The 22,481-nt window shown below is 57.5% G+C and carries 22 protein-coding genes; 11 read left to right on the top strand and 11 right to left on the bottom strand.

All coding sequences use genetic code 11. The features are described 5' to 3' along the window. Positions 1-24: 24 nt before the first annotated feature. The gene (locus tag E8M78_RS09665) at positions 25-471 is read right to left on the bottom strand and encodes a GNAT family N-acetyltransferase (RefSeq protein ID WP_137134862.1); all 447 of its coding nucleotides are present in this window, start codon (positions 469-471) and stop codon (positions 25-27) included. Continuing rightward, complete coding sequence (locus tag E8M78_RS09660) at positions 471-1,421, bottom strand: aldo/keto reductase (RefSeq protein ID WP_137134861.1); 951 nt, start codon at positions 1,419-1,421, stop codon at positions 471-473. The genes E8M78_RS09665 and E8M78_RS09660 overlap by 1 nt, the downstream gene beginning before the upstream one ends. A gap of 192 nt (positions 1,422-1,613) precedes the next feature. Between E8M78_RS09660 and E8M78_RS09655 the strand changes: the two genes are divergently transcribed. After that, positions 1,614-2,600, top strand: a complete 987-nt coding sequence (locus E8M78_RS09655; protein WP_137134860.1) for a Gfo/Idh/MocA family oxidoreductase — start codon at positions 1,614-1,616, stop codon at positions 2,598-2,600. Here the strand turns inward: E8M78_RS09655 and E8M78_RS09650 are convergent. Genes E8M78_RS09650 through E8M78_RS09635 form a run of 4 tightly spaced genes read right to left on the bottom strand, consistent with a single transcriptional unit; the run spans position 2,597 to position 5,043 of the window. Then, a complete protein-coding gene (locus tag E8M78_RS09650) occupies positions 2,597-2,992 on the bottom strand; it encodes a DUF4175 domain-containing protein (RefSeq protein ID WP_137134859.1) in 396 nt (131 codons plus the stop codon). The genes E8M78_RS09655 and E8M78_RS09650 overlap by 4 nt on opposite strands. Beyond that, positions 2,985-3,350 (bottom strand): transporter, encoded by a 366-nt coding sequence (locus E8M78_RS09645; protein WP_137134858.1) that lies wholly within the window; start codon positions 3,348-3,350, stop codon positions 2,985-2,987. Before E8M78_RS09645 ends, E8M78_RS09650 begins: the two co-directional genes overlap by 8 nt. Positions 3,351-3,355: 5 nt before the next feature. Then, positions 3,356-4,054, bottom strand: coding sequence for a class I SAM-dependent methyltransferase (locus E8M78_RS09640; protein WP_137134857.1), 699 nt, complete (start codon positions 4,052-4,054; stop codon positions 3,356-3,358). Then, positions 4,051-5,043, bottom strand: a complete 993-nt coding sequence (locus tag E8M78_RS09635; RefSeq protein ID WP_137134856.1) for a glycosyltransferase — start codon at positions 5,041-5,043, stop codon at positions 4,051-4,053. Before E8M78_RS09635 ends, E8M78_RS09640 begins: the two co-directional genes overlap by 4 nt. 143 nt (positions 5,044-5,186) lie before the next feature. Between E8M78_RS09635 and E8M78_RS09630 the strand changes: the two genes are divergently transcribed. Continuing rightward, positions 5,187-7,037 (top strand): hypothetical protein, encoded by a 1,851-nt coding sequence (locus E8M78_RS09630; RefSeq protein WP_137134855.1) that lies wholly within the window; start codon positions 5,187-5,189, stop codon positions 7,035-7,037. Between the two features lie 65 nt (positions 7,038-7,102). Continuing rightward, complete coding sequence (gene xseA, locus E8M78_RS09625) at positions 7,103-8,719, top strand: exodeoxyribonuclease VII large subunit (protein ID WP_137134854.1); 1,617 nt, start codon at positions 7,103-7,105, stop codon at positions 8,717-8,719. Positions 8,720-8,727: 8 nt separating this feature from the next. Here the strand turns inward: xseA and E8M78_RS09620 are convergent, their stop codons facing one another. Continuing rightward, entirely contained in the window at positions 8,728-9,225 is a 498-nt protein-coding gene (locus E8M78_RS09620; RefSeq protein ID WP_137134853.1) for a MarR family transcriptional regulator, read from the bottom strand. Positions 9,226-9,303: 78 nt separating this feature from the next. On the opposite strand from E8M78_RS09620, the gene E8M78_RS09615 reads away from it, so the two are divergent. Beyond that, complete coding sequence (locus tag E8M78_RS09615; RefSeq protein ID WP_137134852.1) at positions 9,304-10,158, top strand: EamA family transporter; 855 nt, start codon at positions 9,304-9,306, stop codon at positions 10,156-10,158. A gap of 47 nt (positions 10,159-10,205) precedes the next feature. Here E8M78_RS09615 and E8M78_RS09610 read toward each other — a convergent pair whose 3' ends face one another. Genes E8M78_RS09610 through E8M78_RS09600 form a run of 3 tightly spaced genes read right to left on the bottom strand, consistent with a single transcriptional unit; the run spans position 10,206 to position 12,352 of the window. Then, entirely contained in the window at positions 10,206-11,459 is a 1,254-nt protein-coding gene (locus E8M78_RS09610) for an aminopeptidase (protein WP_137134851.1), read from the bottom strand. 46 nt (positions 11,460-11,505) lie between these two features. Continuing rightward, the gene (ybaK, locus tag E8M78_RS09605; RefSeq protein ID WP_137134850.1) at positions 11,506-11,985 is read right to left on the bottom strand and encodes a Cys-tRNA(Pro) deacylase; all 480 of its coding nucleotides are present in this window, start codon (positions 11,983-11,985) and stop codon (positions 11,506-11,508) included. A 13-nt stretch (positions 11,986-11,998) separates the two neighbouring features. After that, positions 11,999-12,352 (bottom strand): ArsC family reductase, encoded by a 354-nt coding sequence (locus E8M78_RS09600; RefSeq protein WP_137134849.1) that lies wholly within the window; start codon positions 12,350-12,352, stop codon positions 11,999-12,001. 167 nt (positions 12,353-12,519) lie between these two features. On the opposite strand from E8M78_RS09600, the gene E8M78_RS23265 reads away from it, so the two are divergent. Further along, a complete protein-coding gene (locus tag E8M78_RS23265; RefSeq protein WP_165133345.1) occupies positions 12,520-12,684 on the top strand; it encodes a hypothetical protein in 165 nt (54 codons plus the stop codon). Between the two features lie 155 nt (positions 12,685-12,839). Then, positions 12,840-14,273: a methyl-accepting chemotaxis protein gene (locus E8M78_RS09595; protein ID WP_170973381.1), complete on the top strand. Its 1,434-nt coding sequence runs from the start codon at positions 12,840-12,842 to the stop codon at positions 14,271-14,273. A gap of 8 nt (positions 14,274-14,281) precedes the next feature. Here E8M78_RS09595 and E8M78_RS09590 read toward each other — a convergent pair whose 3' ends face one another. Continuing rightward, a complete protein-coding gene (locus tag E8M78_RS09590) occupies positions 14,282-15,334 on the bottom strand; it encodes a LacI family transcriptional regulator (protein ID WP_137134848.1) in 1,053 nt (350 codons plus the stop codon). A 400-nt stretch (positions 15,335-15,734) separates the two neighbouring features. On the opposite strand from E8M78_RS09590, the gene E8M78_RS09585 reads away from it, so the two are divergent. From E8M78_RS09585 to E8M78_RS09565, 5 genes are all read left to right on the top strand, one after another. Further along, complete coding sequence (locus tag E8M78_RS09585; RefSeq protein WP_137134847.1) at positions 15,735-16,970, top strand: ABC transporter substrate-binding protein; 1,236 nt, start codon at positions 15,735-15,737, stop codon at positions 16,968-16,970. A 139-nt stretch (positions 16,971-17,109) separates the two neighbouring features. Continuing rightward, a complete protein-coding gene (locus E8M78_RS09580) occupies positions 17,110-18,012 on the top strand; it encodes a sugar ABC transporter permease (RefSeq protein ID WP_137134846.1) in 903 nt (300 codons plus the stop codon). Continuing rightward, entirely contained in the window at positions 18,005-18,946 is a 942-nt protein-coding gene (locus tag E8M78_RS09575; protein WP_137134845.1) for a carbohydrate ABC transporter permease, read from the top strand. Before E8M78_RS09580 ends, E8M78_RS09575 begins: the two co-directional genes overlap by 8 nt. Positions 18,947-18,951: 5 nt before the next feature. After that, a complete protein-coding gene (locus E8M78_RS09570; protein ID WP_137134844.1) occupies positions 18,952-20,040 on the top strand; it encodes an ABC transporter ATP-binding protein in 1,089 nt (362 codons plus the stop codon). 8 nt (positions 20,041-20,048) lie between these two features. Next, complete coding sequence (locus tag E8M78_RS09565) at positions 20,049-22,478, top strand: glycoside hydrolase family 2 protein (protein WP_137134843.1); 2,430 nt, start codon at positions 20,049-20,051, stop codon at positions 22,476-22,478. Positions 22,479-22,481 lie beyond the last annotated feature (3 nt).

The following is a 22,481-nucleotide window of genomic DNA, read 5'->3' as shown; positions in this document are numbered from 1 at the left end:
CCTTCCGGTTTAAAACAAACCGATCTAGCCGATCGCGATGCGATATCTGAGATGCCCGTCTGACTGGACGAAGCTGTCATAAAGTTTCCGTGCCGTGGCGTTCGTCTCGGCTGTGTGCCAGTAAAGCCGAGACCAGCCATTGACCTTCGATAGATCGACAAGATCCTGCAACAAGGCGCGGCCCACGCCCTTGCCGCGCTGGCTGGCATCGACGAACAAATCTTCGAGATAGAGATCCTTGCCGAGAATCCATGTGCCTTCATGCGTTAGGCAGAGCGCGAAGCCCTCGACGCGCCCATTAACCTCTGCAACGCGCATGAAGATGCTGCTATCGGGGCTTAGTGCCTTTGAAAAGGTCGAAGCCGTAATCTCGTCCGACACAGTGACCTGATAAAAATCCAGATAGCTGGCCCAGAGTTCGCGAAAGCGCGTCTCATCGCCAGCAGTTGCATTGCGGATAGCGATGCCCATCACAGACCTGCCTCGTTCAAGCGTGTCATCTGGTCGGCAGACAATTGAAGCGCGCCCGCGGCCACAATCGATTCCAGCTGACGCAAGGATGTTGCGGAGGCAATCGGTGCGGTGATTCCGGGCCGCGCAGCCACCCAGGCGATTGCGACGCTGGCCGGAGACGCATTGGTTTCGACCGAGATCTCGTCCAGCGCCGCAAGGATGCGCATCCCCTTGTCGTTGAGGTAATCGGCGACGCGATAGGAGCGCGCGACACCCTCGGTGTCTTTCATTTCGCGATATTTGCCGGTCAGAAATCCTGCAGCCAGCGCATAGTAGCTGATGACGCCGATCTCCTCACGCTGGCAGAGGCCCGCAAGCTCTCCCTCGAATTTCTCGCGGGTGTAGAGATTGTATTCCGGCTGAAGCACGTCGTAGCGCGGCAGGCCCTGGCTGGCAGCAGCGTCGAGCGAGGCCTGCAATTGCGTCGCATCATAGTTCGAGCACCCGATGGCGCGCACCTTCCCGGCCTGCTTCAACTTTGCGAATGCCTCCAGGCTCTCTTCGACGGGAACTTCGGAATCCGGCTTGTGGGCGAGATAGAGATCGACATAGTCGGTTCCTAGCCGCTTCAAGGAGGCATCGATCGCCTGTTCGATCCAACCCTTGGAAAGACCTGTCTTCTGGCCGCGATTGTCGAAGCCGACCTTGGTGACGATGATGGCCTTGTCACGGCTTACACTTCCGCGCTTCAGCCATCTGCCAATCACCTCTTCGCTCTCGCCGCCCTTGTGACCGTCGACCCAGGCCGAATAGACATCGGCGGTATCGATGGTGTTGAAGCCTGCGTCGAAGAAGCGATCAAGCAGCTCGAAGGATGTCTTTTCGTCGGCGGTCCAGCCAAAGACATTGCCGCCGAAAACGACAGGGGCGATCGAAAAGCCTGTGCGGCCAAGGGCGCGGTGTTGCATGGAAACTGCTCCTGGAATCTCAACGGATAGGTGCGGGATATGGAGCAACGCTATCCTTATGGAAGGTCATGTACCAATCAAAACGCGTTATGGAACATCACGGAAATAAATCGATTGGATTGACGTCCGAACACCAATTGCATCCGCCTCATCCCGTTCGTAAGGTAGACCGAAAATAGTGAGGAGATCCCCATGTTCCGTTTCGGAATCCTTTCCACCGCGCGTATCGGTCAGAACGCTGTCATTCCCTCCATCCAAGATGCGGAGAATGCCGTCGTCAGCGCGATTGCCAGCCGGGATGTAACCCGCGCCCGTGCCATGGCGGACCGGTTTTCCGTGCCGCATGCGTTCGGTTCCTATGAAGAGATGCTGGCATCCGATGCGATTGATGCCGTCTATATTCCTTTGCCCACAAGTCAGCATGTGGAATGGACGATCAAGGCGGCAGAGGCAGGCAAGCATGTGCTGTGCGAAAAACCGATTTCCTTGAAGGCCAATGAAATCGACAGGCTTATCGAGGCACGGGATCGCAACAAGGTGCTGATCTCGGAAGCCTTCATGATTACCTATGCCCCCGTGTGGCACAAGGTGCGGGAACTTCTGCGCAATGAGGCCATCGGGCGTCTGCGTCACGTGCAAGGTGCGTTCAGCTATTTCAACCGCGATCCCTCCAACATGCGAAACATTCCGGAGTTGGGCGGCGGTGGCTTGCCGGACATCGGCGTCTATCCGACCATGGCCACCCGTTTCGCCACCGGCAAGGAGCCATTGCGGGTTCAGGCCACGACGGAGCGTGATCCGGAGTTCGGAACCGATATCTATTCCAGCGTGAAAGCCGACTTCGGGGATTTCGATCTGACATTCTATATCGCCACCCAGATGGCCGCCCGGCAGATCATGGTGTTCCACGGCACCAAGGGCTTCATCGAGGTCAAATCGCCGTTCAATGCCGATCGCTACGGGGCCGAAGAGGTCGAACTGACCGATCAGGGTCACGGACGCTCCGAAGTGTTTCGCTTCCAGGACAGCAGGCAGTACAAGCGTCAGGCAGAGGCCTTCGCGCGCGCCGCAACCGGCAGTCAGGCCGCGGTCGTTACGCTGGAAAGTTCGCGTGCCAACCAGCGGTTCATCGATGCCATTTACCGCGCAAGCGAACACGACGGCTGGGAAAAGGTCTAATCCTGCTCGTCTGGTCGCTGGAAACGGCGGATCCGTTTCAGCCCAAAGGCAAGAAACGCAAGAGAGCCGAGCCAAGACAAGGCGAGATGGACGACCGGCTGAACAATCGGCGCTCTTTCGCTCAAGACAACGAATAGCCCCGTATTGACGATGACGGTGATCACAACGAGCGGCCAGAGACCGGGCCGTTCGACGAAGGCTCGCGGTGGCTTGCCGAAACCGGTGAGCAGGCGAATGGCCTGTGCAATCCCGTAAGCAAGGATCAGCGACATGAGTCGCGAGACGACCAGTCCTTGCATCCTTGTATCGAGGACCATGAAGAGCAACAGGTCGGCAAGCACCGTAATACCGGCCATGACCAGCCAGTCTGTTCTCTCGCGCCTTTCAGACATTGATGGTCAGCAATCCCGCAATAATCAGGAAAGCTCCAACAGCGTAGCGCAGGCTCAATGGTTCGCCAAAGAAGATTTGCGCCAGCACCGGCACAAAGCAGAAGGTAAGGCCCATGAACGAATAGGCGATCGTCAGCGGCACGAACTTCAACACATAGATCCAGATGACTGTACCGAGCCCGTAGAGAATAAGGGCTGCAATAAGGATCGGGTTCAGCGCCAGTGATAACAGGCCGCTGAAGGAAAACGAACCCGCCGTCTGGCTCGTCATCTTGAAGAGCACCTGTCCCATGGCGATCATCAGCGGGGTGCCGATAAGCCCGAGCCAGAGTGCCGGTGTAAGACTGGAAAAATCCATCGTGCTCAACCTTCTCGATCTTCCCTGTAGAAGATGTCGCGCCCGATATCTTCGCATACATGGCGTAACGGAACCGGGTGAACGGCGCGCAGGAAGGAGTGCGTATAGGGGAAGAAATTGAAGTGCGGATTGAACGTGTAGCGATATTCTCGTTCGCGCGGCACGACGATGATTAGTCGTTTGCGTGCAATTCGGCGAAGCTCTGCAATGGCTTGCCGATACTCCAGCACGTGTTCGATGACATGCGTGCACACCACCGTATCGAATTCGCCGTCAGCGAAGGGCAGGGATTCGATCTTGGCGGCCACATACTCGACGCCCGGCAAGGCCGCCGCATCATCAATGACGAAGTCGACACCCGTCACGCGGGTAAGGTTTGGATTGCCGGCTTTGATATGCGTCAACAGCGCACCTGTTCCGCAGCCGACATCGCAGACGCTTGATCCGGCAATCTCGCTTACGATACGTCGGATGCAGGCGTCGGAATTATCCGTGCCAGCGTGCACGCGCGGATGATTGCGATAAAGCTCGGCATATTCATCCGCTGTCAGGAAAGGCGCGCGTTCGCGAAATCTGGCAAGATGGGAGATGTGCGAGCCCCAGGCGCTCTGCGCGATCCAGAGAAACAGCTTCGAATCGCGCAGGATCGGCGGGAGGATGTCTTCGATGACGAAGCGGATCTTGTTGGTTGTCTCGCGTTTCATGCTGCGTCCCGCTTCCCTTCGGTGGTGGCAACCGGGGAGCGCTGCTGTTCGGAAAACAAGGAGGGCAGGTTGATGTAGTTCAGCCGAAGCACTTCGTTTCGGCCCCGCGCAACGGAATCCAGGATAACGCCCGCTGCGAAGGAGACGAAGCCAAGACCGTAGAGGCTGAGCGAGAAAACCCAGGTCGGCATTCGCGGGACGAGACCTGTGTTGAAATACTCAATGATAACGGGTGCCGAGAACAGCAGGCCCGCACTGCAGAAGAGGCCCGCAATCACGGCGAAGAAGGCAAACGGGCGAGTTTCCTTCATCAGCATGGCGAACATTCGAAGAATGCGAAAGCCATCCCGGAACGTGGAGAGTTTCGAGAATGACCCCTCCGGCCTCCGCCCGTAGTCCAACTCTAGCTCCGTCACCGGCAGCTTGAGCCGGGAGGCGTGAACAGACATTTCCGTTTCGATCTCGAAACCGCCCGACACAGCCGGGAAGCTTTTAACGAAGCGCCGCGTGAAGATTCTGTAACCCGAAAAGATATCAGTGAAATCTGAGCCGAACATCTGCCGATAGAGAAGATTGAACAATCGGTTGCCCGCCGCATGGCCTTGGCGGCCTGCGTCGGCATGCACCCCGCGTCGTGTTCCGACAACCATATCGACACGCTCGGTCAACAGCGTTCGTACAAGCTCGTCGGCATCTTCCGGCGCATATGTGCCGTCGCCATCGGCCATGATGTAGAGATCGGCCTCGATATCGGCAAACATTCGACGCACCACATGCCCTTTGCCCTGACGCCGCTCACGGCGTACCTCGGCACCCGCCAGCATGGCCGCGAGCGCCGTACCATCAGTGGAATTGTTGTCGTAGACGTAGATTCGGGCGGAGGGGAGAGCGGATCTGAAACCCTGGACGACGGATGCGATGGTGGAAGCCTCGTTGAAGCAAGGCAGAAGGATGGCGATCTTCAGTTCGCCCGATGCGGCATCAACCATGATTTGATCTACTCGGTACACTGCAAATGGAGGCGATGCCGGAAAGAGAACCGGGCACTCGCGCTTTACTATTTCTTGAGAAGGTTAAGGCTAGGTTTCGACCGCGCAGCACTTCGCATGCCGTTGCCGGAGATTGACCGATTATGACCATCTGGACAAGCGAAAGCGGCCTTCATGGCGATGAACGTCAAAAACCGAGAGGCACTTTCACCCGGCTTCTGCCAAGCGTTCTTGTCTACGCGGTCGTTCTGATCGGCCTGATCCTGGTCTTTCATCTGCCAACAGCCAGTGATTATGTCGGCGGGGACAACGACGATGTGGTGCGGCTCGTTCAGGTCCGTGATCTGCTGAATGGTCAGGGTTGGTTCGACCTGCATCAGTACCGTCTCGGCCTGGAGGGCGGCACGTTGATGCATTGGTCGCGCTTTGTCGATCTGCCGATAGCAGCCCTGATCCGGTTTTTTTCCCTCTTCACCGGATCATCCATCGAAGCAGAGACGCTTGCCCTCATCGTCTGGCCACTGTGCACCGCTGTGGTTCTCTTGGCGGCTGCCGGTCTGGCCGGCCGGCGCCTCGGCGGCATTCCCACCATGCACATTTCGCTGGGTCTGGCCTGCCTCTACATTTTCACGATGAAGCGCTTCTATCCCGGCAACATCGATCATCATAATGTGCAACTGGCAACGCTCATGGTGATGACGGCGATGTTGCTGGACAGGCGATGGAGTGGTTCGAGCCATCTGTTTGCGGGCATTGCGGCAGGCTTTGCGATCGCAATCGGGGCGGAAACCGTACCGGTTGTCGCTGTGGGCTGCATGGTCGTTACCTTGCAATGGTGCTGGCATGGAAGGGAATTCGCTCCGGCGGCGCAGAGCTTCGGTCTTGCCTTTGCTCTTTCCATTTCGGCATTCTTCTTCACGACTGTGCCGCCCAGCGCCTACGGTGCGGTGACCTGCGATAACCTTTCGCTGGGCTTCTATTCGCTTTCGGCCGTCGGTGGCGCCGGGCTCTTTCTTGCCAGTCGCATGACGGGTCTGGTGACATTCAAACAGCGTGTCGTTGCCGTGGTGCTCATAGGGGTCGCCGTTCTTTCAACGGGGTTATTGATCGCGCCGCAATGCCTCGGAAATCCTCTTGCCAATCTCGACCCGATGCTGGTGGAACTCTGGCTCGACAATACGACGGAAGCACAGTCGGCTCGTACGCTGCTGGCGACCTCGCCCGATACTTTTGGAGCCTTCTATCTTGTCGGCCTGTTTGCGGTCGCCGTTTGTGTGTTCAGGATCGTTCAGAAAGACAGAGCCGAAGCGCATCTGTTGCTTCTGGCGCTAGTTGGAACCGCATGGCTGATCTCCCTCGTCCAAGTCCGTGGCGCCGCCATCACCAATGCGTTGACCATCCTTCCGCTTTCGTTGCTGATCAGTGATCTGAAGCGCCATTCGAATGCCGAACCGGAAAACATGAATGCAGGCCTGGCTTACATTCTCGCCGCTCTGTTTTCCGTTCCGGTTGTCTGGGCCTTGTTTGGCGCGGTTACGACGAACGGAGTGAGGGATGCCCTCAGTTTCAAGACGCTGCTTGGACAGGAGAAGACTGTTGCAGAGGAGGAAGCCAACTGCCGATCCAGCGCCGATGGCCTGGCGCTTGCGGGTTATCCCACGGGCGTCGTTGCGGCCCCCTCCGATAGTGGCGCTACCATCCTTCGCTACACGCCGCACCGGGTTTTGAGTGCGCCATACCACCGCAACCAGGCTGGAATGCTGACCGAGCTTCATATCGGGCTTGCGAAGCCCAGCGAGGCTGAGGCCTTCCTGAAGGGTGCGAAGGTAACGATCCTCGCTTTCTGTGCGGGTGATCCACAGACTCGAAACCTGATACGGGTAAACCCACAAGGCCTCTATGCGCAGCTTGCCAAAGGCAATGTTCCCGATTTCCTTCAGCCTCAGCCCGTGAAGGAAGGGTCACATTTCCGCATCTATACCGTCGGTCCTTAAGAAAAGTGCAGGACAATCCATCGCGGTCGGATGAAAATCGCATCCGGATACGATAGACAGGACCTATGAGCAGATCCCTTTTCTCTGATCAGCCGACGAACCTGGCCGAAATTTCGGTGTCGGAACTCTCCGGCTCAATTAAGCGTACCGTCGAAACCGCGTTCGATCATGTCCGCGTGCGCGGCGAGATATCCGGCTATCGTGGTCCCCATTCGTCCGGTCATGCCTATTTCGCCTTAAAGGACGACAAGGCGCGCATTGATGCGGTGATCTGGAAGGGATCCTTCTCCAAGTTGAAGTTTCGTCCGGAAGAGGGTATGGAAGTGGTTGCGACCGGCAAGGTCACGACTTTCCCCGGCTCATCGAAATATCAGATCGTCATCGAAACACTGGAGCCCGCAGGCGCCGGGGCGCTGATGGCGCTGCTGGAAGAGCGCAAGCGCAAACTCGGGGCTGAAGGACTTTTCGATCCGGCTCGCAAAAAACGTCTCCCCTTCATGCCGAAGGTGATCGGCGTCGTCACGTCACCGACTGGCGCCGTCATTCGTGATATTCTTCACCGTATCACGGACCGTTTTCCGGTGCATGTCGTGGTCTGGCCCGTCAAGGTGCAAGGGGAGGGATCGGGCGACGAGGTGGCAAATGCGATCCGCGGCTTCAATGCCCTTGATCCCTTGGGCACGGTTCGTAAGCCCGATGTCCTGATCGTTGCCCGCGGTGGCGGCAGCCTTGAGGATCTCTGGAGCTTCAACGACGAGGCCGTCGTGCGCGCCGCGGCGGAGAGCGAGATTCCGCTCATTTCTGCTGTGGGTCACGAAACCGACTGGACGTTGATCGATTACGCCGCCGATGTGAGAGCGCCAACGCCGACCGGGGCTGCCGAAATGGCGGTTCCGGTAAAGGCCGATCTCGACGCGCAGATTACCAATTTTGCAGCGCGGCTTCGAGGCAGTTCTTCGCGCCAGATGGACAGCCGTCGGCAGAACCTGCGGGCGCTGGTGCGGGCGCTTCCCTCTCTTGATCAACTGCTGGCCTTGCCGCGCCGACGTTTCGATGAGGCGTCTGCAGGACTGGGTCGAGGTTTGGAGAGAACCACGCTTGCCAAGCGCCGGATAATGGAGCGCGCGACGGCGGGGTTGCGGCTGGAACTTCTTTCTGGTCGCATTGCGGATGGTCGCCGGCGTATTGCAGAGCAGGTCTTGCGCAAGGATCGCTGCCTGGAGCGGCATCTGCTACGCGAACGCAGCCGTCTGGCCAAGGCGGAGGTCAGTCTTCTGTCTCTACCGCAGAGGCTGGGCGGGCAGATCGAGCGTGATCGGTTGAAGCTTCAATCCCTGATCCGGCATGCCGATACGGCCTTGGTTCATGCGCTGTCCAGGCGAACTGCTGCTGTGCAGGCCCATGACCGTATGCTGCAATCTCTGTCCTACAAGAATGTTCTCAAACGCGGTTATGCGGTCATTCGCGGCGAGGATGATCGACCGTTGACGCGGGCCGCCAATATCGCTGCCGGACAAATGCTGTCCATCGAGTTCGCCGATGGACACGTGCAGGCAACGGCTGGCGATACAGATGCGCCGCCTCCGGCTCCGTCAGGTGTTGTTCTCGGACCCGCATCTGCTCCGCGCAAGAAACCGACAAAGCAGGCAACCGAAAAGCCGGAACAGGGCTCTCTGTTCTAAACTTTTGCTTAGTTTTCAATCTGGTTTTCAAACGCTGCAAGATATCTGGCCAGCAGCGCATCAAGCATCTTGAAATCCTCTTCGCTGAGCATTGATGTCAGCCGATGCTGGTTTGCTACATGATCCGTTACGGCACGATCGACAATCGCTAAACCTTGAGCAGTCAGGCCGATCAGGACACTACGGCCATCGTGGGGGTTCGAAATCCGCTCCACGAGACCCTGTTTCTGCAACTGGTCTATGCGGTTGGTCATGGTTCCGGAGGTAACCATGGTTGCCGCCAGAAGATCTCCCGGAGAAAGCCGGTGGGGTTTTCCCGCACGGCGAAGGGTCGCCAGCACATCGAAGTTTGCGCGGTTTAGACCATGGGTAACGAGAACGCCATCGATCTCCCGCATCAGGTAGCTTTGAAGTCGTCCGAGGCGACCGAGAAGCCCCATCGGTTTAACATCCAGATCCGGGCGTTCAGCATTCCATTGGGCAAGTATGCGCGCGACGTGATCCATAACTGAACTGTGGCCGATCATTATCTTGACGTCAAGATGTAACAAGTTATCTTGATGTCAAGATAAAGGGAGCTGTCTATGAGCAGAACAACAGATACGGCCTTGACGGCAATCGCCCCGGCGGTATGGGGATCCACCTACATCGTGACGACGCAACTTTTGCCGCCCGATCTGCCCCTGACGGTCGCTGCTCTTAGGGCTTTGCCCGCAGGCATCCTGCTTCTCCTCGTCGTTCGAAGACTGCCTCATGGTAGCTGGTGGTGGAAAAGCCTGATCCTGGGGGCGTTGAACTTCTCCCTGTTCTGGGCCTGCCTGTTTGTATCAGCCTATCGCCTGCCGGGGGGTGTCGCCGCAACAGTGGGAGCCGTGCAGCCATTAATCGTCATCGCGCTGGCGCGCTTCCTTCTTGATTCATTGATACGTCCTCTGGCGGTTGTTGGTGGGGTGGCGGGCATGGCAGGCGTGGCGCTTCTCGTGCTGACGCCGAAGGCTGGCGTGGATACCCTGGGTGTCGCGGCCGGGCTGGGTGGTGCCGTTTCCATGGCTTTTGGAACGGTCATGAGCCGAAAGTGGAAGCCGCCGGTTTCTCCATTAACCTTTACCGCTTGGCAACTGACGGCTGGGGGCTTGCTGCTTGCACCGTTCGCGCTGCTGCTGGAGCCTGCGATGCCGATCCCCACAGTCCGGAACGTGATTGGTTTTGCTTATCTCGGACTGGTCGGTGCCGCACTAACTTACATTCTCTGGTTTCGCGGCTTGTCGCGCCTTGAGCCGGCGGCCGTCTCAGCCCTCGGCTTTCTTAGTCCGTTGGTCGCTGTTCTACTCGGATGGCTCCTGCTCGGGCAGGCCCTGACACTGTTGCAGGTTTTGGGCGTAGGTGTCGTTTTACTCGGCGTTTGGATCAGCCAGCGAGCGCAGGCGGTTGGCAGATAGACATACCCTCGTGCGCCCCTTGGCATGACGCACGAGGAAAATCTGCTTTACGCCCATTCACCCTTGCGCATGACCGGAACGCGGCTGCCGTCTTCTCGCAGGCCGTCGATATCAACCTGATCGGAACCGATCATCCAGTCGATATGGATGAGTGAGGAATTGCCACCCTGAGCCTTGATCTGCTCCGGGCTCAGAGATGCGCCGTCGAGGAAGCATTTCGAGTAGCATTGGCCAAGTGCGATATGGCAGGAGGCGTTTTCGTCGAACAGCGTGTTGTAGAACAGCACACCCGATGCCGAAATCGGCGATGAATGCGGCACCAGCGCCACTTCACCCAGACGACGGGCACCCTCATCCGTATCGAGCACCTTGTTCAGGACACTTTCGCCCTTGGACGCCTTGGCTTCGACAATACGGCCGGCCTCGAAACGAACCTGGATATTGTCGATCAGCGTACCCTGATGCGAGAGCGGCTTCGTTGACGAAACGGTCCCTTCAACCTTCAGGGCATGCGGCGTCGTGAATACTTCTTCGGTCGGTATGTTCGGGTTGCAGATGACCCCGTTCTTGGCCTTCGAAGCGCCTCCATGCCACTCGTGACCATCTGCGAGACCTACGGTCAGGTCAGTGCCCGGCCCGGAGAAGTGCAGCGCCGAGAATCGCTCTGTGTTCAGCCAGCTGGAGCGCTTTTTCAGATTGGCGTTGTGCTCTGCCCAGGCAGCGATCGGATCAGGCGTGTTGATGCGCGAGGCCGCGAAAATCGCTTCAGCCAGTTTGTGGACGGCTTCTTCTTCAGGAAGGTCCGGGAAGACCTGTCGTGCCCAGGCCGGGTTCGGATAGGAGCAGATGTGCCAGTTGATGTCGAAGTTGGAAATCTTCTCTAAGGCTGGCTTGTAGGCAATGGATGTCGCCTTGTTGGCGCGGGCAACCTTCTCCGGATCCTCGTTGGTCAGCATCATGGGGTTGTCGCCGGAAATAGCGAGACGCGCAGCGCCTCCGGCGTAGGCTTTGGCCATACCTTCGTAGAGCCAGTCGGCGGCCTTGTCGAAGCTCGCATCCTGCCCGTAGCGGAAGCGTGCGAGCGTGGTTTCCTCATCCGAATAGAAGGTGGAAACAATGCCAGCACCTGCGCTATAGGCATGCTTGGTGATCAGACGCACAAGGGTAAGTGCCGCCAGCGGCGCCGTGATAACCAGATCCTGCCCCTGCTGTAATTGAAGGCCCACCTTGACGGCGACCTCCGCCAGCTTTTCCAGTTTTATCGGGTCGACGGGGATCTTGATCTCGGTGTGAAGGGTCATGTGCTGCCTGCTTTCAAGAAGATATGGCTAGAAGATAGGCCGGGCGTCAACGCTCTGCAATGACGGAGGCGATGATCGCCTTGAGTACGCGCTGTGCATCGGTTGGCGCAAGGCGTACCTGGAGCCCGCGCTGGCCGCCATTCATATAAACCAGCGGTTCGTTCATCGCGGCCTCCTCGATTGCGGTCGGAACCTGCTTCTTTTGACCGAAAGGGCTGATCCCGCCGACGACGTAGCCGGTTGCCTTTTCGGCAATCGCGGGTTTCATCATGGCTGCGGATTTGCCACCAAACGCAGCCGCCAATTTTTTCATCGATACCTCGCGGTCCGACGGCACGACCACGCAGACCGGCTTCCCATCCACCTCTGCCATCAGCGTCTTGAGCACGCGATGTGGCTCTTCTCCGATGGCTTCCGCCGCCTGGAGGCCGATCCGTTCCGCATTGGGGTCGTAATCATAGGAGTGGACGGTGAAGGAGACGCCAGCCTTTTCAAGCGCTTGCGTCGCGCGCGTAATCTTGGACATCGCAACCTCGGGATCAACGAGAGGACGAGAAAAGAGCCTCGTAGAGCTCTGGCTTGAAGCCTATGGTGATGGCGCCGTTGGCCTCCAGGACAGGACGCTTGATAAGGGAGGGCTGTGCAATCATCAGTGCGATTGCCTTGTCTTTGCTTAAGTTGGCTTTGTCTTCGTCGGTCAACTTCCGAAAAGTTGTGCCCGCGCGGTTCAAAACAACGTCAAGACCTTCGGATGCAATCCATTTGGCAAGATGTGCTTGATCGATTCCTTCCGACTTGTAGTCGTGGAAGCGATAGCCGACGCCGTGATTGTCCAGCCAGCTGCGCGCCTTCTTCATGGTGTCGCAGTTCCTGATGCCAAAGATGGTGATCATGGCTGCTCTTCTCCTGTGCGATTCTGGTGCGCAGAATGCCGCAGGAATGATCAGATCGTAAAGCTTATTTGCCGGTCATGCGACATTCGCATGGCTCCTATCTTCTCTTGTGCATTGCAAAAAGAGCCGCGGTTACCGATATTCTCCTCAGACAAAAGGAGAGAAAAATGTCTACGAACACAAACAGAATGCGCGGTGGTTTCATTGGTCGTGCGATTGCTGTTTTTGGCGCCGCCGCTTCCGCTTCCGCCGCCGTAGAGGCTGGCCGCAAGCCCCTGAAGCGCGATCTGGTAACGCTGGGTATCGACCCGAAGGCTTTCGATCGCGGCTGATATCTGGCCGTTTCAGTGTTGCGCACGAATGCAAGCCGCGCCCGTCGCGGCTTTTCTGTTTCTTGAGATATCTGCATATTTATGGTGTTTTGATCATCGGTATACCGAGTCTTAACCAGCGCAACTGATACTCCCGATAGCTTTGGGAGAATCGCGTGGTCGCATCTGCACAGCATGCTTCGAACTCTGAAGATAATGTCGCGGTGGACAATCCGCTCCGCCATGCTGTGTCACGGCTCGCCGCCGAAGCCTCGGATCTCGGCGTTCACCTTGTCGACATTGCAGGCGCGATACAGGATACCGCTACCCAATCCGGCGAGCATGCGGCCCTACTCAGGCGTATGACGGATGCGGCTCAAGCCATGGCGCAGACCAATAGCCAGATCGCCTCTTCCCTGAATGAAACCGACAGTCTTGCGACGAGTGCCCGACAAGTGCTGGGCGTGCAGGCGAGGCAGTTGGACGGCTCCATTCACGCCATTGATGACATGGTCACAGCCTCGCAGGAAATCGGGACCGAAATCCGGTCCTTTTCGTCAGCTCTCAGCGAGGTTGGACGATTGGCCGAAGACATTGGGACAATCGCCCGCCAGACCAATCTTCTCGCGCTGAATGCAGCCATTGAGGCGGCCCGCGCGGGCGACGCTGGCAAGGGTTTCGCGGTTGTCGCGGCGGAAGTCCGTGCGCTCTCATTGCAGACCTCCCAAACGACGTCTTCGATCCAGCAGACCCTGCAGAAGCTCGGCGAGCGAATCGAGATGCTCATAAAGGCCGGCGAAGGTGCGCGCACCTCTGCCGAAGGTGTACGATCCACTTCGAAGGAGGTGCAGGGTTCGTTCCATGAGGTTGAAACTGTCATGGCACGCATTCTGGATAGCGCGTCCTCTCTTGCTCACACCACAGAAACCGTCGACCGTCAGTGCAGCGAATTCGCGACGACGATTGCCGTGGCTGCAAATGCGATCCTGAAATCCAACGATCAGCTCCAGACCACGTCGGCCAGGGTTAATGACGTGGTAAACATATCGGAGCGAATGATCCAGGCTGTTGCCAGCACCGGCATCGAGACGCCCGACATGCCCTACATCCGCACCGTCATGGCCGTGGCGCAGCAGGTGAGCCACGCTTTCGAGGATGCGGTGCGTTCTGGCCGTATCGACATGGGAGCGCTGTTTGACCGCAACTATCAGCCGATCCGTGGCACCGATCCGGTCCAGTACATGACGCGGTTTACTGAATTCACCGACGCTGTCCTTCCGAACATACAGGAGCGCGTAGCTTCCAGCGATGAGCGCATCGCTTTTTGCGCAGCTGTCGATGAGAATGGATATCTGCCGACCCATAATCGAAAGTTTGCCCAGCCTCAGAGGCCGGGAGATGTGACGTGGAACACGGCGAACTGCCGCAATCGCCGTATCTTCAATGATCGCGTCGGTCTGGCTGCCGGACGAGGCAAGGAACCCTTCCTGATGCAGACCTATCGTCGTGACATGGGTGGTGGTGTCTTCGTCCTGATGAAGGACATATCTGCACCGATCACCGTCAATGGCAGGCATTGGGGTGGCATTCGCCTAGCAATCAAGGCTTGAATCCGGTTTTAGTCTCTCGGCGCCATAGAGGACCACACGGGACTGCTGATGCTTTGAAGTAATTCTGGCGCTACGCCATCGATACGGGCAATTACGGCCTTTGCCAATTCGCGCCCAGCCAGGCGCACGCTCTCGTTCACCGTATGAATTTCGGGCCGGATCCAGTTCAGGAACTCCGCCGATTGTTTCGAGACCATGTCGACATCATGGCCGAGACGCTTTCCGGCTGACTCGATCCCCGCAATCAGCGCGATGCTTGAACTGCCGCTGATGGAAATAATGCCATCGGGTGGATCGGCAGACCGCATGAGATCGGCACAATAGCTGCGCAGGTCTGACAATGGTGCTTCGCTCGTAATCCGCCCCATGGATACTTCCGTCGCTCCGAAGGCGGCAAGGCCGCGCTCGAACCCGATGCGCGTGTGAATGTAATAGGACAGCTTTGCCGGTGGCGCGAGCAGTGCGATACGCCGCCTGCCACTCGCAACAAGCCTCTTCACCGCCTCGTAAGCATAGGCTTCGTTGTCGAAGTCGTGGAACGGGTGGCAGATGCCCATATCCGTCCGCCCATGCGTGGCGAACGGGAAATTCCTTTCCGTCATCAGTGCCACGCGCGGATCGTCTGGCAGGGTGCGCGAGATGATCATGCCGTCGGCGGACGCTGTGTCGAGAATGTAGCGCACCGGCACCATAGGGTCTTTCTGGTGCACATGCGGGGTCAGGACGAGATGATACTGGGTTCCGGCCAGCACTTCCGAGATGCCGAACATCATCTGGCTTGTGAAGCCCATCAGTTCCTCGTCGATACTGAGAACAAGCGCTATGACATTGGTTTTACCGGTTCTGAGGCGAACCCCGGCGCGGTTTGGCTGATAGCCGAGTTGCGCTGCGACCAGTCGCACCCTTTCCTTCGTCTCCATGCCGATGTCCGGCGCATCTTTGAGCGCGCGAGATACAGTGGTGATGCCGAGACCGGTCATAAAGGCGATCGTTTTCAAGGTAGGACGCGCACCAGGCTCCAGAGCCTTCCCGGAAGATTTGAGCTGATGATTGTCGTCCATGTGTTCCTACCATTTCGAGGGGGCTGATTATAGACATCTGTCGGATGCCTGAAAACGGCAGCGGCCCTTTCCCTGAAAAGAATTTCAAGTCATTAAACTGAAACGTTACAGTCAATTTGTCGAGCGCCATTTTCGGTGATCAAGCCTCGCTTTCCGCTCTCAGTTGTACAACGCAAACGCACAAATTTTCTGTGCGTTTGCGAATGCAAAGATGTAGAAAGCCCACATATACCGGCATTTAATAGGGTTTTTATGATCAAAAGGATCGATGTGAATTCTCTTTAAACAATCAAAAATTGAAATTGAGAATTTGATAATTTTTTGCTGGCTGGGCCGTTGCGCTCGTATCGAAACTCGCATAGCTTTTTTTACGGCAACGTTTCAGTGAGGGAGGAGACTCATGAATTTGCGTGCATTGAAAGCTATTCTCGTGGCGGGTGTCATGCTGCCGGCAGCTCAGGCTGCTGCAACGGACCTTGAAGTCACACATTGGTGGACGTCCGGCGGCGAAGCAGCCGCGGTCAAGGAGCTCGCGAAAGGGTTCGACGCAACTGGCAACAAATGGGTGGATGGTGCCATCGCCGGCTCTGGTGGTACCGCGCGTCCGATCATGATCAGCCGCATCACCGGCGGCGACCCCATGGGCGCGACTCAATTCAACCACGGTCGTCAAGCGCAGGAACTGGTGGAGGCCGGTTTGATGCGCGATCTCACGGCGGTCGCGGAAAAGGGTAAATGGAAGGATATCATCAAGCCCGCCAGCCTGCTGGAAAGCTGCACGATCAAGGGCAAGATCTATTGCGCCCCGGTCAATATTCATTCGTGGCAGTGGCTCTGGCTTTCCAATGAGGCCTTCAAGAAGGCTGGCGTCGAAGTTCCAAAGAACTGGAACGAGTTTGTGGCGGCAGGTCCGGCGCTTCAGAAGGCCGGGATTCAGCCGCTCGCTCTTGGCGGTCAGCCCTGGCAGGCAACCGGCGCCTTCGATACGCTCATCATCTCGCTGGGCGGCAAGGACCTTTACATGAAGGTCTTCAAGGACAAGGACGCCAAGGCTGCCGCAGGCCCGGAAATGGCGGCCATCTTCAAGGCGGCCAATGAAGCCCGCAAGCTCGCCAAGGGAACCAATGTGCAGGACTGGAACCAGGCGACAAACATGGTCGTCACCGGCAAGGCGGGTGGCCAGATCATGGGTGACTGGGCGCAGGGAGAGTTCCAGCTGGCGGGAAAGAAGGCCGGTACGGATTATACCTGCTTGCCCGGCTTGGGTCTGAACCAGTACCTGACAGCAGGTGGCGATGCCTTCTATTTCCCTGTCCTGAAGGACAAGTCGAAATCTGAAGCACAGGACAAACTGGCGGAAACGATCGTTGATCCCAAGGTTCAGGTCGCCTTCAACCTCAAGAAAGGTTCGCTGCCGGTTCGTGGCGATGTGGATCTTTCGGCGGCCAACGACTGCATGAAGAAGGGCCTCGAGGTTCTGGCAAAGGGCAACATTCTCTCCAGCACCGACCAGCTTCTCTCTCCTGACACGCAGAAGCAGAAGGAAGACCTGTTCTCGCAGTTCTTCGCCAATGAGTCGATTACGCCGGAAGCGGCGCAGAAGCGTTTCGCCGACATTATCGCATCGGCGAACTGATCACCCCAGGGAGGGCCGGTCGTTTCTTTCCATCGGAAGCGGTCGGCTCTCCGCCCCATGCAGGACGAAGATGAAGAGCCGGCGGGTCTTGCCCCGATCTGCCGTCACTTGCCGTTTTCGATGAGGAGGTCTTGCTTCCATGACGTTACGCTCTTCGGCTGGTCGCCCCAGCCAGCTATTTCGAAATCTAAATTCCAAGGTCGCCCTGATCCCGATGATGCTTGTGGCACTCGTCGTGTTCCTCGGCGGGACGATCTGGACAGTCGTCTATTCTTTCACGCGCTCGGGCCTTTTGCCGCGCCTCAGCTTCGTCGGACTTGATCAGTACGAGCGCCTGTGGGCCGCTCCACGCTGGATCATCTCGATCCAGAATCTGGCCATCTATGGCATTCTTTCGCTGATCTTCAGCCTTGTGATCGGCTTCGTTTTGGCCGCGCTGATGGACCAGAAGATCCGTTTCGAAAATACCTTTCGAACCATTTTTCTCTACCCCTTCGCGCTGTCCTTCATCGTCACGGGGCTGGTCTGGCAGTGGATCCTCAATCCCGAATTCGGTGTCCAGTCCATCGTCCGCAGTCTGGGCTGGTCCACCTTCGAATTCGATCCGCTCTATAATTCCGATATTGTCATCTATGGCATCCTGATCGCCGGTCTCTGGCAGGGAACCGGACTGGTCATGTGCCTGATGCTGGCCGGTCTCCGCGGCATAGACGAGGACATCTGGAAGGCGTCCCGCGTCGATGGCATTCCGATGTGGAAGACTTACGTTCTGATCATCATTCCGATGATGCGACCCGTCTTTATCACCACACTGGTGCTGATCGCGTCCGGCATCGTCAAGGTCTACGATCTTGTGGTGGCGCAGACCAGCGGCGGCCCCGGTATCGCTTCGGAAGTTCCTGCGAAGTACGTCTACGACTACATGTTTCAGGCGCAGAACCTCGGTCAGGGTTTTGCAGCGTCTACTATGATGCTGCTCACAGTCGCCATCATCATCATCCCTTGGGCCTATCTCGAATTTGGAGGGAAGAAGCGTGGCTAACATTTCCACCCTCAACAGCACGGCGGCCGGTTTCGATGCAGTCTCGCCGCAGGTGGCTGGCCCCAGCGGACGCAAGCCCCGCAAAGTGCTCTCACGGCGCAACATCATCCTCTACGGCCTGCTGATTGTGGCGGCCCTCTATTACCTGCTGCCGCTCTATGTGATGATCGTCACCTCCATGAAAGGCATGCCCGAAATCCGCATGGGCAATATCTTCTCGCCACCTTTGGAGATCACCTTCGAGCCCTGGGCAAAGGCCTGGGCCAGCGCTTGCACGGGTTTGAACTGCGATGGACTTTCGCGCGGCTTCTGGAACTCGGTGCGTATTCTCGTACCTTCGGTGCTGGTGTCCATCGCTGTCGCCTCCGTCAGCGGCTACGCTTTGGCAAACTGGCGCTTCAAGGGTTCGGAACTGTTCTTTTCGATCCTGATCGTCGGTGCCTTCATTCCCTATCAGGTGATGATCTATCCCATCGTCATCATTCTGCGCGAACTGGGTATCTACGGTACGCTGACGGGCCTCGTGATCGTTCACACCATTTTCGGCATGCCGATCCTGACACTGCTTTTCCGCAACTATTTCACTTCGCTGCCGGAAGAGCTGTTCAAGGCGGCGCGTATCGATGGCGCGGGCTTCTGGCAGATCTACTTCCGCATCATGCTGCCCATGGCGCTGCCGATCTTTGTCGTAGCCATGATCTTGCAGGTTACCGGTATCTGGAATGACTTTCTGTTCGGCGTCGTCTTCACCCGTCCGGACAGCTATCCGATGACTGTGCAGCTCAACAATATCGTCAATTCCGTCCAGGGCGTGAAGGAATACAACGTCAACATGGCCGCCACCCTGCTGACCGGTGCCGTGCCGTTGATCGTCTACTTCGTCTCGGGGCGCTTGTTTGTCCGCGGCATTGCCGCCGGCGCAGTAAAGGGCTGATTTCCATGGCCAACAGTGTTTCCATTCGTAACCTTTCACTTTCCTTTGGGGCCGTCACCGTTCTCAAGGACCTCAACCTCGATATTCGCGATGGCGAGTTCATCGTTCTTCTGGGATCGTCGGGCTGCGGCAAATCCACTCTTCTGAACTGCATTGCCGGACTTCTGGAGCCAACCGAAGGCCAGATCTTCATCAAGGACCGCAACGTTACCTGGGAAGAACCGAAGGATCGCGGCATCGGCATGGTATTTCAGTCCTATGCGCTCTATCCGCAGATGACGGTCGAGAAAAACCTGTCTTTCGGGCTTCAGGTTGCGAAAGTACCAAAGCCTGAGATCGACAAACGTGTCGCCCGCGCTGCGGAGATCCTGCAGATCGGCCCACTTCTGAAGCGTCGACCTGCGGCTCTCTCTGGCGGTCAGCGTCAGCGCGTCGCCATCGGCCGTGCACTGGTGCGTGATGTGGATGTCTTCCTCTTCGATGAGCCGCTCTCGAACCTTGACGCCAAGCTCCGCTCCGAACTGCGTGTCGAAATCAAACGTCTGCACCAGAGCCTGAAGAACACGATGATCTACGTGACACACGACCAGATCGAGGCACTGACACTGGCAGACCGCATCGCCATCATGAAAAACGGTGTCATCCAGCAGCTCGATGATCCGATCGCCATCTACAACAAGCCTAAGAACCTGTTCGTGGCAGGTTTCATCGGTTCCCCTTCGATGAATTTCCTGCACGGCGAATTGGTTGAGTTCAGTGGCAAGCCGGTTTTCCGCACGAATGGTGTCGACTTCTCGCTGGATGGCTACGAGGCCAACGGCCCACTAACACCCGGCCGCGAGGTGGTGCTGGGTGTTCGTCCCGAACATATTGGTATCGATCAGCCGGAAGCCGATCGCGAGATCCATCAGGCCATTGTCGATATCGAAGAGCCGATGGGTGCGGATAACCTTCTGTGGCTCAAGCATGCGGGCCACACCATGTCGGTTCGTATCGCCGGGGCGCGACGATACGCGCCCGGTTCGCAGGTGCGCATGAGCTTCGATATGCGGCTTGCATCGCTGTTCGACGCGGAAACCGAAGACCGCATCTGAGGATACCCATGTCGCAGTCCATGATCGATTTATCCGGCAACTGGCGGCTATCTTCGCTGGATGAGGAAGCTCAGGCCCTGATGCCTGTTCCCGGCGACGTTCACACGGCACTGAAAAATGCCGGTCTCATCCCCGATCCCTATTTCGGCCGCAACGAGCTTTACCTTTGCTGGGTGGCGGAAAGGGACTGGCAGATCGAGCAGGACTTCGTTCTCGATGATGCCGCAGGCGACTGGTATCTGGACATCACCGATCTCGATACGGTTGCGACCGTTGAGATCAATGGCGAAGTGGTGCTGAAGGCTGACAATTGCTTCCGTCGCTGGCGCCCTGATGTGTCGCAGGCCCTGCGCAGTGGTGAAAACCGCATCCGGATCCTCTTCCATTCCAGTATCCGGGAAGGCGAGGAACGGCAGGCGAAGCAGCCATTTTTCGTGCCCTATCATGAAGGCAATTCCCCCATTCCCAACGGCAATATGCTGCGCAAGCCGCAATGCCATTTCGGCTGGGACTGGAATCTCGCGATTGCCCCGCTGGGCCTCTATGGCACCATTGCGCTGAAGAAGCTGGAAGAATCCCGCATTGAAAGCGTGGTGGCTCGTCAAGTCCATGGTCAGGACGGAGTTGATATCACCGTCACCGTTACGCTGTTTGCGAATTTTCCCGGCACGACTCCCATCTTCTTCTCGCTGGGCGAGGAGCGTGTACGCCTCGACATGGGGCTTCGACCCGGTGAAAATACCGTAAGCCATGTCTTTCATATCGATGCGCCAAAACTCTGGTGGCCGTCAGGCAGCGGTGAACAGGCGCTTTACGAACTCGCAGTCGAAATTCCATCCGAAACCGTGATCCGCCAGATCGGTCTTCGCCATGTTGAACTGTTGACTGATGAGGATGAGGCGGGCAGCCGCTTCGCCTTTCGCGTCAACGGGCTTGAGATCTTTTGCCGCGGTGCGAACTGGATACCCGCTGATGCCCTGTTCTCGCTGACCAGCAAAGAGAAGACGCGCGATCTGCTGCAGTCTGCTGTCGATGCCAATATGAACATGATCCGCGTCTGGGGCGGGGGCTTTTACGAGGCGGACTGGTTCTACGACCTCTGCGATCAAATGGGGCTGATGGTTTGGCAGGATTTTCAGTTCTCCTGCAATCTCTACCCCTCGACACCTGATTTTCTGGAGAATGTCGCGACGGAAGTCGATTATCAGGTGCGCCGCCTCATCACCCACCCTTCAATCGTCCTGTGGTGTGGCGATAACGAACTCGTCGGGGCGCTCACCTGGTTCAAGCAATCCATCGAGAACCGCGATCGCTATCTGGTCTCCTATGATCGGCTCAACCGAACCATTGAGCAAACGCTTCTGAAAGCGGCCCCAGATGTCCTCTGGTGGCCGTCCAGTCCAGCCTCCGGCTACATGGATTACGGCGATGCCTGGCACGCCGATGGTTCCGGCGACATGCATTATTGGTCCGTCTGGCATGAGAACAAGCCGTTCGAGGATTACCGCAAGGTCAGGCCACGCTTCTGCTCCGAATTCGGTTTCCAGTCCTATACCTCGCTGCCGGTCATTCGAACCTATGCGGAAGAGAAGGACTTCAACATTGCCTCGCCTGTCATTGAGTTGCACCAGAAGAATGTTGGTGGAAACGAACGGATTGCGGCGACCATGTTCCGCTATTTCCGTTTTCCGCAGGGCTTCGCCAATTTCGTCTATCTCAGCCAGATCCAGCAGGCGCTCGCCATCAGGACGGCAGTCGATTACTGGCGCTCGCTGAAACCCCATTGCATGGGTACGCTCTATTGGCAGCTGAACGATACATGGCCTGTCGCCTCCTGGTCGAGTCTCGACTATGGCGGCGGCTGGAAAGCCCTGCATTATGCCGCGCGCCGCTTTTTCCAACCTGTTAACGTTGCCGCCATTCCCCCGGAGGATGGCTCCGAGATCCGGTTCTCGCTGGTCAACGATACGATAGAGAATGTGACGGTGTCGCTCAGTCTATCGCTGCTTTCGCTGAATGGGGAGCGGCGGGAGTTGAAGCGTCTCGATGCCGTCTGCACACCGGATGCGGCGGTCATTGCGACAACTGTTGCCGTTTCTGAAATTCCTGCTGGCAGTCTTCTGGGTTGGAGCTTCACCGCAAGCAATGGCATGGGCGGTGAGGGGCACTATGTTCACGGCACCTACAAGGCGCTGGAGCTTCAACCGGCGGGCCTTGCCGTTGATGTTCAGCCTGCGCCGGCAGGCGGTTATGATCTTGTCGTCCGGTCGGCAGGCCTTGCGCTTTACGTGATGGTCGAGAGTGCAACGCCCGGCCGTTTTTCCGACAACGCCTTTGACCTTGCCGCGGGTGAAACCCGCCGCATCACCTTTATCCCATCCGATCCCGCAGCGGCGGAACCGAGTTTCCGCCTCTACGACCTGCAATCCTGCTCCTGAGCG

It is taken from the genome of Rhizobium sp. FKY42, from assembly GCF_005222835.1.
Taxonomy (GTDB): Bacteria; Pseudomonadota; Alphaproteobacteria; order Rhizobiales; family Rhizobiaceae; genus Neorhizobium.
This window is presented reverse-complemented; position numbering and strand designations above follow the sequence as displayed.